This is a genomic window from Sphingobium sp. LMC3-1-1.1, assembly GCF_040676285.1.
GTDB lineage: Bacteria > Pseudomonadota > Alphaproteobacteria > Sphingomonadales > Sphingomonadaceae > Sphingobium.
Genome location: NZ_JBEGHQ010000003.1, coordinates 104,472 through 114,919, shown reverse-complemented (window position 1 = coordinate 114,919; position 10,448 = coordinate 104,472). Strand labels below are relative to the sequence as shown.

Genomic DNA, 10,448 nt, shown 5'->3' with positions numbered 1-10,448 from the left:
CTTAAATTCCGGTTTCCGTAACGGCGGCCTATATTATGGGAAAGCGCAGCAGCCGGTCGGCGACCGGCACCAAGGCAGCTGCCTCCGATCCCATCACCCGCCGAATCGCGCCATGACTGGCATCCAGACCGCCGGTCAGCGCGCCCAGGGCAGGCAGAATCAATTTGGTCCGCGACCCGACGAAGCAGCGCCGCGACACATGGCGGCCCCGCACCGATAGGCGGAATTTGGGATGATAATGCCCTGATATCTCCGGCAGCGGGTCCGCCGGGTCCGCCTCATGCCGCAGCCAGATGCCGTCCACCTGCATATCCGCGCAACGCCTGCCGCCAGGCGTCTGCGCCATGCCGACATCGTGATTGCCCGTGATCCAGACCCAGTCGACCCTGTCCGTCAGCAGCGCCAATCTTGCCCGTACCGCGGGGTCAAGCCGCGCCGCCCCATCGGCGTCATGGAAACTGTCGCCCAGCGACCAGACAGCCCGTGCGCCGGTCCGTTCGACCAGCATCTCGATCATGTCGAGCGTGGCATGGCTGTCGTGCGGGGGCAGGAATTGCCCGAACCGCGCGAACCAGCTCGCCTTTTCGAAATGCAGGTCCGCTACCAGCAGGGCGGAGCGCGCCGGCCAGAAAAGCGCAGCCTCCGGCAATGCCAGAAAATCGTGACCCGCGAACGAAAGGGGAACCATAGCTTGCCTATGCGCCCTTGCCCCGCTGCTTTCAAGAGGGCGAGGAAGCGGCTATGGGCGCTGGCATGGAATCCGCTTTCACCATCGCTGCGCTTTACCGTTTCGCGTCCTTCGACGATCCGCAGGCGATTGCCCGCGATCTGCGCCTGCTCTGCGCAGAAATCGGTACCTGCGGCACGCTGATCGTCGCGGGAGAGGGGATCAATGGCACGGTGGCCGGCAATGAAGCTGCCATTGGAAGGCTGGTGACGCATATCCGTGCCTTGTCCGGCTGCGCCGATCTCGACGTGAAATATGCCCATAGCGATACAGCGCCCTTCGCCCGCATGAAGGTGAAGGTGAAGGCAGAGATCGTCACGATGGGCGCTGCCGATCTTGATCCGGCGCATCAGGCGGGCAAGCATCTCGATCCGGCGGCATGGAATGCCCTTATCGCCGATCCGGACACCGTCGTGATCGATACGCGCAACGGCTATGAAATATCGGTCGGCAGTTTCGAGCGCGCGATCGATCCGGGTACCCGCTCATTTCGCGATTTTCCCGCATGGTTCGACGATTTCGCCGAAAAGCTCCGCGAGCAGGGCCGAAAACCGCGCATCGCCATGTTCTGCACGGGCGGCATCAGATGCGAGAAATCGACCGCTCTGGTCCGCACGCGCGGCTTTGAGGAGGTCTATCACCTGCGCGGCGGCATATTGCGCTATCTGGAGGAAATGCCGGAAGAGGAAAGCCTGTGGCGCGGCGACTGCTATGTCTTCGATGAGCGGGTGGCGGTGGGCCATGGGCTGAAGGCAGGGGATTATGTCACCTGCCGCGCCTGCGGGCTGCCTCATGGTCGCGAGACTGCACATGATTGCCCGGCGGATGGGTCCGGGGTCTGGCCGCACCGGAACCAAGTGTAGAGGATCGGCCCGATGGTATTTCCATGGCCCTCGGCCAAGGTGGCGGTGAGATAGCGCTACTTCCTTCCCAGCGACTGTCACACGACGAAACGATGCAGCGCCGATCCATGGGTCCGCAGCCAGTTACGTGCCGGTCGGGGGTCTTCCCCCAGGATCCGCTGGTGCGCCGCGTGGAAGGCGGGGCTGTGGTCCATATGCAGCAGATGGGCCAGTTCATGCGCGACGGTGGCCCGCCGCACTCCCGGCGGACAAAGGATCAGCCGCCAGCTATAGCGGATCATTCCGCTGGAGGCACAGCTCGCCCAGCGGCTGCGCGGATCGCCAATGCCGACCGACGCCACGATCAGCCCATGGTCCCGCGCCATTTCATGGCTCTCGGTCTCCAGCACAGCCTTCGCCCGCATCTTCAGCCAGCGCAGGACACGCGGGCCCACCGATTCGGTCGCGCCACCAAGGAGCAGTCGATCCTCTTCCAGCCGGATCACGCGCGAGGCGCCCTCGACCCAGCAAATGCGCACCTCCCGCCCCTCCAGAGGAAAGGCGGCGCCGTCGCGGAGCATCACTTGCGCGGGTCTTCGCGCCATTTGCGAACGGACCCAGCCTTCATGTTCCTGCGCCCAGCCGAGAGCGCGCTTCAGATTGGCCCGGCTGGGCAGTGACAGCCTGAGTTCACCGCGCGCATGATCCAGCGACAATCGATAGGCCTTTGCCCGCGCCGAGCGGTGCACCCGCACGGGAACGGCCACGCCATCGACGATCAGGACCGCGTCAGAGCTCTCTGTCGACAAGATGATTTTCCCAATCGCCGACATCCGCTTCGGCGATCGTCCAGCCGCGCACGGATTCCCGCGCATGGTGCACCGCTTCCCGATCGCCGCAGATCAGATAATGCCATTGCGGCAGCGGCTTTCCCTCTCCACGCAGCCGATAGGCGCAGGTGCGGGGCAGCCAGCTTATCGTCTTCACCTTCGCCGGGGTCAATCGCACGCAATCGGGCACGAATTGGCGGCGGTCCTTATAGTTGGAGCATTGCCCGCTGTGCCGGTCCAGCAGGCGGCAAGCGACATTGGTGGGGTAGATATGGCCGCTATCCTCGTCCTCGACCTTGTGCAGGCAGCATTTGCCGCAACCATCGCACAGCGCTTCCCACTCGCCGCGATCCAGTTTGTCGAGGGGCTTTTCCCAGAAGTCCAACCGTCACTTCACCCATTTTTCAAGGAAAGCCGTCACCTTTGCCGGCTCCCCCTCATCCACGTCCGGCGTTCCCGGATCGTCCACCGGAACCAGCGCGACCGGCGCGCCATCACCATCGAAAAGATAGGGCGTCCGGCTGTGGCTGACCAGATAGCCGCTGGCGCCCTTGGCCTCTTCCTTATTGTACAGGACCACGAAGTCCTTCGCCACCCTGGCAATTTCGTCAGGCGTACCGGTCAGGCCGATCAGGCGGGGATGGAAGGCAGCGACATAGGTTTTGAGGACGGCAGGCGTGTCCCGATCCGGATCGACGCTGATGAAGATCGGCTGGACCTTGGCCGCCAGGGCGGGCCGTTCCTTCTCGAACCGGGTGAAACCCTGCATGATCCGCTGCAGGTCAACGGGGCAGACATCTGGGCAATAGGTGTAGCCGAAATAGACCAGGCGGTATTTGCCCTTGAAATCGTCCCAGCGGACCTTCCCGCCATCCTGATCGGTCAGGGTGAAGGGCGCGCCGATGCGCGCGCCATGCAGATCGCCCTGGACGCTTTCGTCAGCGCTTGATGCATTGCCTCCGGCCCCCATATTGCAGGCTGCCAGCAGGACGGTCAGCGGCAGGGCGAGCGAAATCAGCGCTTTGTTCATGGCGCCGCCAGCCATGCCCTGCTATGGCCCGATTTGCAAATCCCAACGGGGCTATGGATAGAATGACAGGACGTTTTCCGGCTTGGATGGGGGTTGGCCGTGCCGCCGCCCTGACTCTGGCGCTGCTGTCGCCGGTTGCGGCGCAGGCGCAGTTTTCCGACAATTACAATTTTCTCAAGGCGGTCAAGGATGCCGACGGGCAGAAGGTGACCGACCTGATCCAGAAGCCGGGATCGACCGTCATCAACAGCCGCGACGTCACGTCAGGCGATACCGCACTGCACCTGGTCGTCGCACGGCGGGACAATACATGGCTGACCTTCCTGCTGGCCAAGGGGGCCAACCCGAACCTCACCGACAATAATGGCAACACGCCGCTGATGGACGCGGTGCAGGCCCGTTTCGAGGAAGGCGTGCGCAGCCTGCTCAGCTTCAACGCGCAGGTCGACAAGGCCAATGGAAGTGGCGAAACCCCCCTGATCCGCGCCGTGCAACTGCGCGACGTCGAACTGGTCCGGCTGCTGGTGGCGCAAGGCGCCAATCCGGACAAGCGCGACACGATCGCCGGCATGTCGGCGCGGGATTATGCCGCGCGGGATTCGCGGACGCCGGGCCTGACGGAGGCCCTGAGCGCTGCCAAGACGACGGCCGCGCCCAAGGGACCGGTGCAGGGGCCGGTGTTCTGATATCCAGGCAAAACTGGTTATTTCCCCGCGCGCCGACGGGAATGGCTTCGAACCCCCCGGTTGCGTCCAGAACAGACTACCATCCCGTTTCAGCCGTATGATCCGGATCGGCCAGCGCCGTCAGGCGCCGTGCTGCCCTTCTGGCGAAGCGCAGCGTTTCCGCCTTCCGTCGCGCCGCCGCCAGCGGTTCCATCGGGGCCGGTCGCACCAGTTCGGCATCATATTGGTCCGCGACGATCAGTCCCGTTCGCCCCGGCCATAGCGCCTCGCTATCAAAGAGCGACAGGTCGAAGCCGGAAGGCACCGCCCAGAAATAACGGTCGCAATAGTCGAAATAATCAGGCCATTTCATATCACCCAACAGGTCGGCGCGGCTGCACTTGATCTCCACAATGGTGATTCTGCCCGCCCCGTCCAGCGCCATGATGTCGGCGCGGCGGCCATTGGGCAGCGGCACTTCCAATATCCCGCTCATATCATGCCGGAAGAACAGGCGCAGCGTTCCCCGCGCCACGGCCAATGCCGTGCCATCTGCAAGGGGCGAACAACTGTCGGAAAGATCGGACTCCATGTCGGGTTCTTAGAACAGGAAGGGAACAAAAGGAAAGAGCCGATTCAGGATCACCCGAACCGGCCCTTCATCACCCCCTGCGCGCTCAGCGCGAAACAGTCAGCGATAGAAGATATGATTGTCGATCGCGGCGAGCTGATGCTTGCCCCAGCCCGGCGAAACGCGGCGGGCATGGAAGAAGAGAGCACCCTCAGCCTTGCTGTTCCATCCATCTTCCATCGCGATCTGGGCGATGGCGACGGCCTCACGCCAGCTTTCGCTGCCCAGGCGGATGGGCGGCATGCCATTGCCGCGCACGAAGCTGAACTGGCCCCGCTGATAGACGACACCGCACAGGCTGTCGGCAAAGCGGCCGGACTTGGCGCGGTTGATGATGACGCGGGCAACGGCCAACTGGCCTTCCAGGCTCTCACCCTTGGATTCGAAATAGACGGCGCCGGCCAGGCATTTCATGTCGCCGGAAACATCCTCGGGCGCGCCTTGGGCATTTACCAGCGCGGCGAGATCATCGGCCTTTACATCGGCGCTGTCGGAAAGGGGGGCCAGCGGCTGCACGACTTCGTGCGGCGCGGCGAAAGTGACGGCGGGCTTTGCACCGGCCGGAGCTGGATTCAGCTCATTGGTTCCCGGAAGGGAGACGGTCGATGGAGCAGCTTCGGAAGCGCTCGACATGTCGGCCGCGGTCACCGCCGCTGTGGCGGAAAGGGTAAATGCCGCGACGATCGCAGCCTTCAGACGAAAACTCATTACAACTCAAAATCGTGCGGTTCTTGGCCGGGAACGTCAAAAAAACCCCTGAAACACCGACGTTCGGCCGCCCCCCGTCTGCGTGTTTACCGCATCCGCCCCCCATGGACGAAGCCGGCAACCTGCGCGTTGAAAGCGTCGGAGGCCTCTGCCCGCGCGCGGAAAGGGAGTCAACGATTAACAGATCGTTTCAGCGGCGAACCGTTCCGCATCCACGATATCAAGCTCTATTATCCACAGGTCGGGGTCCGAACCGCGGCGGCGCGCAATATATTGAGCCATGGCCTCTGACCCTTTTTCCGGGTCCGGACCGCAGCGGACCAGCCGGTAGCCGCCCGCATAATCAGGAACGCGCTCGAACAGGCCCTGTTCCCGGCTCTTTTCAAGCAGCTGGAGCAGAATCACGCCGCTGATCGCATCGCCCTTCACCAACACCGTGGCAAAACCGCCCTCCGCCGCGCAGCGCCGCATCAGGACACCGACCAGCATCACGCTGGTCAGTCGCGCCTCGGGTGGATCAGCCGGCATAACCCGGCAGGGACGAGAGGGAAAATTGCGACCGCATGAAGGTGCCCGTACCGCGCCCAACCTCTTCGCCGTCCGCATCGATCAGGCTGGCTTCCGCCACATAGACGCGCCGCCGGCCGCTGATCCAGCGCCCCTCAGCCCGGATCCGGCCAGGTCCGATCGGGCGGGTGAACAACAGGTTGAAGCTCGTAGTCAGCAGGAAACGGTCGCTCACCAGGCTGTTGGCCGCGTAGAAGGCCGCATCGTCCAGCATCTTGAAATAGACCGTGCCGTGCACCGCGCCGGCGGCGTGGAACTGCGTCTCGTCCACGTCGAAATGAATGATCGAGCGGCCCTCTTCGGGAATCGTCAATTCGGACCGGAACAGCCGGTTGATCGGTGCGGAACGGTAGAGACTCTCAAGCGCCCGGAAATGCGCGGCCTCGCCACTGGGCGAGGTGCTGGCCGGCGATACCGGGTCAGGCCGCGTCACGCGCCTCGCCACCAGCCAGCAGGGCATGAAGGGCCGCCGTCGACTTGGCGCCGCGCAACCGGGCAACCTGCCCCTCGTCACGCAGGTAGCGGGAAACGCGGGCCAGCGTCTTCAGATGCTCCGCTCCCGAATCGACGGGAGAGAGCAGCGCGAAGACGATGTCCACCGGCGCCTCGTCCACCGCGTCGAAGGGAACCGGCGGGTCGAGCAGAACGACCACGCCGCTCATTTTCTGGAGGCCGGGAATCTTGGCATGGGGAATCGCCACTCCACCGCCGAAACCCGTCGAACCGAGCTTCTCACGCTCCAGCAGAGCTTCCGCCACCAGGTCGGCTGCCAGTCCGTAGGCCTGCGCGGCAAGCGCCGCAACTTTTTGGAACAACTGCTTCTTGCCGTTCACCGAAAGGGCGGTGCCCAATGCATCCGGTGCGACGATATCATTGAAATGAACCATGCCGAATCCCAGCCGAGCCGCGCCCAGCTTCGGAAAAATGGCGCAACGCCCGGATCTTTAAAGTCCGGCCCCATAGGCCGCCAGCAGAGCCAGGTCAACCGGCGGCCAGGGAGGCGTTCAGCTCAGCCGCGGTTCCACCCAGCCAATGGTACCGTCGTGCCGGCGATAAACCATGTTGTATGCCGCCGTCCCCGCATTGAGGAACAACAGCGCGTTGGTGTTGCGCAGGTCGAGCATCATCACTGCGTCGGACACGCTGGCTTCGGGAATGTCGACCCGGGTTTCCGCAACGATCAGTGGTGCTTCTGCCGGTTCCTCCTCATCGGCCGGGGAAGCGAATATCGTGTAGCCGGCGCCATCCAGCTCCTCAACGCCATATCCATTGGTCCGGCTTGCCTCGGCCGCGGCCGCCTGTGCGCTGCGGTCCTTCAGGCGACGCAGATAGCGGCGCAATTGCTTCTCGATCCGTTCGGCCGCCTGATCGAAGGCCGGATGCGCCTCCTGCGCCTCTCCCGCGCCCTTCAGGATCAGGCCGGTCATCACATGGCAGACGATGTCGCAATGGAAGGCGCCGTGCGGAGCTGGTCGAAAGGTGACCTGAGCGGAAAGCGCGCGGGAAAAATATTTCTCGGCCATGGCCTCCAGACGGGACCAGACATGCTCCTTGAGCGCGTCGCCCGTATCGACCTGATGTCCGGAAACACGAATATCCATATGCCTTCTCCTTATTCTTGCCGGACCGCCCGGGATGACGGCCCGGTTGGCGTGGAGGCCTGAAGGCTGTGCATCCCGGACGGGGATGCCCGATTCAGGCCTCCTCAAGCCAGAGCGGCTTTTCCAGCGTTGCGACGAACGCTGCATGCCGCTCCAGCTCCTCCGCGCTTGCTGAAAAAATGCGCGCGGGACGAACAGGGCGAACCGCGACTTCCGTCGCAAGTTCCACATTTATAACGAGTTTCTCTTCCTCCTGTGCAAGACCAAGGCCGATCTGACGGCCGCCGGTCAATTCGATATAAAGCTGGGCCAGCAATTCGGCGTCGAGCAGGGCGCCATGCTTGATGCGATGGCTGCGGTCTATGCCGTAGCGGGTGCAGAGCGCGTCAAGGCTGTGCTTCGCGCCAGGGTGGAGCTGCCGCGCTATGGCGACGGTGTCGATCATCCGATCCATCGACACTTCGGGCAACCCACACAATTTCAGTTCATGGTTGAGGAAACCGAAATCAAAACGCGCATTATGCGCGACCAGATGGCTGTCCTCCAGAAAGGCGAGCAGTTCCTCCGCGCCGTGTATGAAAAGCGGCTTGTCCTTGAGGAATATGTCCGAAAGGCCATGAACGGCCTCCGCTGCTGCGGGCATGGACCGTTGCGGATTGTAATAAGCGTGGAAGGTGCGCCCCGTGGGCACCCGGTTCAGGAGCTCAATACATCCGATCTCGACCAGACGATCGCCGGAGGCCGGATCGAATCCCGTCGTTTCGGTGTCGAAAATAATCTCGCGCATCGCCCTCTACAACGACTCTTGCCGGATCCCTCTTATCGGCCTGTCTTCGCACCAAGGCAAGCGACCAAGCGGCGCACCTGGAAGCGTGTTTCGGCGAAGGTCGTGCCGGTATGAATGATATAATCGGCCCGCCGCCGCTTTTCAGCATCGGGTATTTGCAGATGGACAATCCGGCGAAACTTCGCAGCGGTCATGCCGGGCCGTCCCAGGACTCGCTTGCGCTGCTTCCAGGCCGGGGCCGTGACCACGATGACGCCTGCCAGCTTGCGATAGCCATGAGTCTCGAACAGCAGCGGAATGTCCAGCACGACGAACTTGCGCGATCGGTTTCGTTGCAGGAACGCCTTGCGGCCCTGCTGCACGGCGGGATGGACAATGGCTTCCAGCGCCTTCAATTCCTGCGGATGACCGAAGACCGCGGCGCCCAGTTTCGCCCGGTCGACACCTTTGACACCCGTCGTGCCGGGAAAGCGCGCCTCTATCGCCGGCAGCAGCGCACCGCCTGGACCCTGCAGCCGATGCACCTCCGCATCGGCATCGAAAAGCGGAACCCCTTCCCGCCGCAGCATGGCCGCGACGGCGGATTTGCCCATGCCGATGGAACCGGTGAGGCCATAGATCTTCATCCCATCATCTTCATCGACATCAGGCGGCGAGCAACAGGGCGCGCAATTCCTCATCCCGATCGCGGGGCGCCTCTGCATCAAAGAAGATGTCGAAGGCCAGGGCCGCCTGCCCGATCAGCATCTCCAACCCGTCGAGGGTCTTCAATTCCCTCCTTCGCGCCGCGTTGAGCAGCTCCGTCTCCAGCGGCGCATAGACGATGTCATAGACCGTCGCTTCGGCACCCAGGGGCGCCAGATCCAGATCCAGCACTGGCTGGCCGATCATGCCGAGCGAGCTGGTGTTGACGAGCAGGTCGGCCTGGGGCAGCGGATCGGTCATGCCGATCACGCGGCCGTTGAATCCTGCCCGGTCCAGCAATGCCTGCCCCTTTGCCGGATCACGCGCCATGACGGTGACGTCCGGCACCCCAAGGCTCATCAACGCGAACAGGATCGCCCGCGCAGCGCCGCCAGCGCCGACCAGAACGGCGCTCTGCCCCTTCCATTTATCACGCAATAAAGGCTGCAGGAACCCGCCAGCATCAGTATTGGTGCCGATCAACGGCCCGCCCGTTTCGCTGGCGATGGTGTTCATGGCACCGATCCGGTCACGCACCCCACCCGGATCGTCGGTATAGTCCATCACCGCGATCTTGTGCGGGATCGTGACGTTGCAGCCAAGCCAGTCCGGATCGGCCCGCCGCGCCAGGAAATAGGCGGCCAGACCCTCGCTGGTGACGTGGGTCTTCCTGTATTCCGCCTCTATTCCCAGCACATCCAGCCAGAAATTATGGATCAGCGGCGATTTGCTGTGCGCGATCGGATCACCGATCACTTCGGCATAGGGGAGCGTATCGGTCATGCCGCCAGAACGCCCCGGATGCGCAGAAAGTCAAGCAAAGGCAGCAGCGGCAGGCCCTGAATCGCAAATTGGCTGCCTTCGACCCGGCTGAAAAGCTGCGCGCCCGGCCCTTCGATCCGGTAGCAGCCGACGCACCAGCGGCATTGCTCCCAATCCCCATCGAGATAGGACGCGATGAACGCGTCCGACAAGGGTCGCACCGTCATCCGCACCCGTTCGACATGGCGCCAGATCGGTTCGCCGTTCAGGGCGATCACCGCCGCGCTGTGGAGATGATGCACGCGGCCGGAAAGCAGCTTCAATATGCGCTCCGCATCGGCACGGTCGACCGCCTTGTCGATCATCGTGCCGTCGTCGAGGCTGAGGGTCTGGTCACAGCCCAACACCAGTCCGCCCGGCACCCGGCGCGACACGCGCAACGCCTTCAGTTCGGCCAGGGCATCGGCCAGTTTCCGCGCATCCAGCCCGTCAGCGCGCAGTGCATCCCTGGCGGCCTCCTCATCGACACCGGGAGACAAGGCCTCGAACGGAACCTGCGCCGCTTCCAGCAGCGCGCGGCGGCTCGCGCTTTGCGATGCCAGCACGATCATGAC

16 protein-coding genes are annotated in these 10,448 nt (G+C 63.5%); 2 read left to right on the top strand and 14 right to left on the bottom strand.

Annotated elements, in window-relative coordinates; translation table 11 throughout:
* Nucleotides 1-28 precede the first annotated feature (28 nt).
* Entirely contained in the window at nt 29-688 is a 660-nt protein-coding gene (pdeM, locus tag MRBLMC3_RS07400; protein WP_363827215.1) for a ligase-associated DNA damage response endonuclease PdeM, read from the bottom strand.
* Between the two features lie 53 nt (nt 689-741).
* Between pdeM and MRBLMC3_RS07395 the strand changes: the two genes are divergently transcribed.
* A complete protein-coding gene (locus MRBLMC3_RS07395) occupies nt 742-1,590 on the top strand; it encodes a rhodanese-related sulfurtransferase (protein ID WP_363827212.1) in 849 nt (282 codons plus the stop codon).
* Between the two features lie 77 nt (nt 1,591-1,667).
* Here MRBLMC3_RS07395 and MRBLMC3_RS07390 read toward each other — a convergent pair whose 3' ends face one another.
* From MRBLMC3_RS07390 to MRBLMC3_RS07380, 3 genes are read right to left on the bottom strand one after another with little or no spacing between them, the layout of a single operon-like run.
* A complete protein-coding gene (locus MRBLMC3_RS07390; protein WP_363827209.1) occupies nt 1,668-2,378 on the bottom strand; it encodes a M48 family metallopeptidase in 711 nt (236 codons plus the stop codon).
* Nucleotides 2,359-2,784, bottom strand: coding sequence for a YcgN family cysteine cluster protein (locus MRBLMC3_RS07385; protein WP_133654478.1), 426 nt, complete (start codon nt 2,782-2,784; stop codon nt 2,359-2,361). The genes MRBLMC3_RS07390 and MRBLMC3_RS07385 overlap by 20 nt, the downstream gene beginning before the upstream one ends.
* Before the next feature lie 3 nt (nt 2,785-2,787).
* Complete coding sequence (locus tag MRBLMC3_RS07380; protein ID WP_363739719.1) at nt 2,788-3,444, bottom strand: SCO family protein; 657 nt, start codon at nt 3,442-3,444, stop codon at nt 2,788-2,790.
* Nucleotides 3,445-3,491: 47 nt separating this feature from the next.
* Here MRBLMC3_RS07380 and MRBLMC3_RS07375 point away from each other — a divergent pair, with 47 nt between their 5' ends.
* Nucleotides 3,492-4,115 carry an ankyrin repeat domain-containing protein gene (locus MRBLMC3_RS07375; protein ID WP_363827206.1) on the top strand — a complete coding sequence of 208 codons (624 nt, stop codon included), beginning with the start codon at nt 3,492-3,494 and terminating at the stop codon, nt 4,113-4,115.
* Between the two features lie 76 nt (nt 4,116-4,191).
* On the opposite strand, the gene MRBLMC3_RS07370 is transcribed toward MRBLMC3_RS07375, so the two are convergent.
* From MRBLMC3_RS07370 to MRBLMC3_RS07325, 10 genes are all read right to left on the bottom strand, one after another.
* Nucleotides 4,192-4,686 (bottom strand): MmcB family DNA repair protein, encoded by a 495-nt coding sequence (locus MRBLMC3_RS07370; RefSeq protein WP_363827203.1) that lies wholly within the window; start codon nt 4,684-4,686, stop codon nt 4,192-4,194.
* A 99-nt stretch (nt 4,687-4,785) separates the two neighbouring features.
* Nucleotides 4,786-5,433: a cell wall hydrolase gene (locus MRBLMC3_RS07365; protein ID WP_363739715.1), complete on the bottom strand. Its 648-nt coding sequence runs from the start codon at nt 5,431-5,433 to the stop codon at nt 4,786-4,788.
* Nucleotides 5,434-5,610: 177 nt separating this feature from the next.
* On the bottom strand, nt 5,611-5,961 hold the full coding sequence (locus MRBLMC3_RS07360; RefSeq protein WP_363739713.1) for a DUF1491 family protein: 351 nt from the start codon (nt 5,959-5,961) through the stop codon (nt 5,611-5,613).
* Nucleotides 5,951-6,460: a PaaI family thioesterase gene (locus MRBLMC3_RS07355; protein WP_363739711.1), complete on the bottom strand. Its 510-nt coding sequence runs from the start codon at nt 6,458-6,460 to the stop codon at nt 5,951-5,953. Before MRBLMC3_RS07355 ends, MRBLMC3_RS07360 begins: the two co-directional genes overlap by 11 nt.
* Nucleotides 6,420-6,887 carry a PTS sugar transporter subunit IIA gene (locus MRBLMC3_RS07350; RefSeq protein WP_133654473.1) on the bottom strand — a complete coding sequence of 156 codons (468 nt, stop codon included), beginning with the start codon at nt 6,885-6,887 and terminating at the stop codon, nt 6,420-6,422. The genes MRBLMC3_RS07355 and MRBLMC3_RS07350 overlap by 41 nt, the downstream gene beginning before the upstream one ends.
* Nucleotides 6,888-7,004: 117 nt before the next feature.
* Nucleotides 7,005-7,601: a ribosome hibernation-promoting factor, HPF/YfiA family gene (hpf, locus tag MRBLMC3_RS07345; RefSeq protein ID WP_363739709.1), complete on the bottom strand. Its 597-nt coding sequence runs from the start codon at nt 7,599-7,601 to the stop codon at nt 7,005-7,007.
* 94 nt (nt 7,602-7,695) lie between these two features.
* A complete protein-coding gene (gene dnaQ / locus MRBLMC3_RS07340; protein WP_363739707.1) occupies nt 7,696-8,388 on the bottom strand; it encodes a DNA polymerase III subunit epsilon in 693 nt (230 codons plus the stop codon).
* A gap of 32 nt (nt 8,389-8,420) precedes the next feature.
* Nucleotides 8,421-9,014: a dephospho-CoA kinase gene (coaE, locus tag MRBLMC3_RS07335; protein ID WP_363827200.1), complete on the bottom strand. Its 594-nt coding sequence runs from the start codon at nt 9,012-9,014 to the stop codon at nt 8,421-8,423.
* Nucleotides 9,015-9,033: 19 nt separating this feature from the next.
* Nucleotides 9,034-9,855: a shikimate dehydrogenase gene (gene aroE, locus MRBLMC3_RS07330; protein ID WP_363827198.1), complete on the bottom strand. Its 822-nt coding sequence runs from the start codon at nt 9,853-9,855 to the stop codon at nt 9,034-9,036.
* Complete coding sequence (locus tag MRBLMC3_RS07325) at nt 9,852-10,445, bottom strand: Maf family protein (RefSeq protein WP_363739701.1); 594 nt, start codon at nt 10,443-10,445, stop codon at nt 9,852-9,854. The genes aroE and MRBLMC3_RS07325 overlap by 4 nt, the downstream gene beginning before the upstream one ends.
* Nucleotides 10,446-10,448: the final 3 nt, after the last annotated feature.

Coding starts and splice junctions, on each gene's coding strand:
- hpf (WP_363739709.1), bottom strand. CDS start 7,601: ATGGATATTCGTGTTTCCGGACATCAGGTCGATACGGGCGACGCGCTC.
- MRBLMC3_RS07355 (WP_363739711.1), bottom strand. CDS start 6,460: ATGCCCTGCTGGCTGGTGGCGAGGCGCGTGACGCGGCCTGACCCGGTA.
- aroE (WP_363827198.1), bottom strand. CDS start 9,855: ATGACCGATACGCTCCCCTATGCCGAAGTGATCGGTGATCCGATCGCG.
- MRBLMC3_RS07395 (WP_363827212.1), top strand. CDS start 742: ATGGGCGCTGGCATGGAATCCGCTTTCACCATCGCTGCGCTTTACCGT.
- MRBLMC3_RS07370 (WP_363827203.1), bottom strand. CDS start 4,686: ATGGAGTCCGATCTTTCCGACAGTTGTTCGCCCCTTGCAGATGGCACG.
- MRBLMC3_RS07350 (WP_133654473.1), bottom strand. CDS start 6,887: ATGGTTCATTTCAATGATATCGTCGCACCGGATGCATTGGGCACCGCC.
- pdeM (WP_363827215.1), bottom strand. CDS start 688: ATGGTTCCCCTTTCGTTCGCGGGTCACGATTTTCTGGCATTGCCGGAG.
- dnaQ (WP_363739707.1), bottom strand. CDS start 8,388: ATGCGCGAGATTATTTTCGACACCGAAACGACGGGATTCGATCCGGCC.
- MRBLMC3_RS07375 (WP_363827206.1), top strand. CDS start 3,492: ATGACAGGACGTTTTCCGGCTTGGATGGGGGTTGGCCGTGCCGCCGCC.
- MRBLMC3_RS07325 (WP_363739701.1), bottom strand. CDS start 10,445: ATGATCGTGCTGGCATCGCAAAGCGCGAGCCGCCGCGCGCTGCTGGAA.
- coaE (WP_363827200.1), bottom strand. CDS start 9,014: ATGAAGATCTATGGCCTCACCGGTTCCATCGGCATGGGCAAATCCGCC.
- MRBLMC3_RS07380 (WP_363739719.1), bottom strand. CDS start 3,444: ATGGCTGGCGGCGCCATGAACAAAGCGCTGATTTCGCTCGCCCTGCCG.
- MRBLMC3_RS07365 (WP_363739715.1), bottom strand. CDS start 5,433: ATGAGTTTTCGTCTGAAGGCTGCGATCGTCGCGGCATTTACCCTTTCC.
- MRBLMC3_RS07360 (WP_363739713.1), bottom strand. CDS start 5,961: ATGCCGGCTGATCCACCCGAGGCGCGACTGACCAGCGTGATGCTGGTC.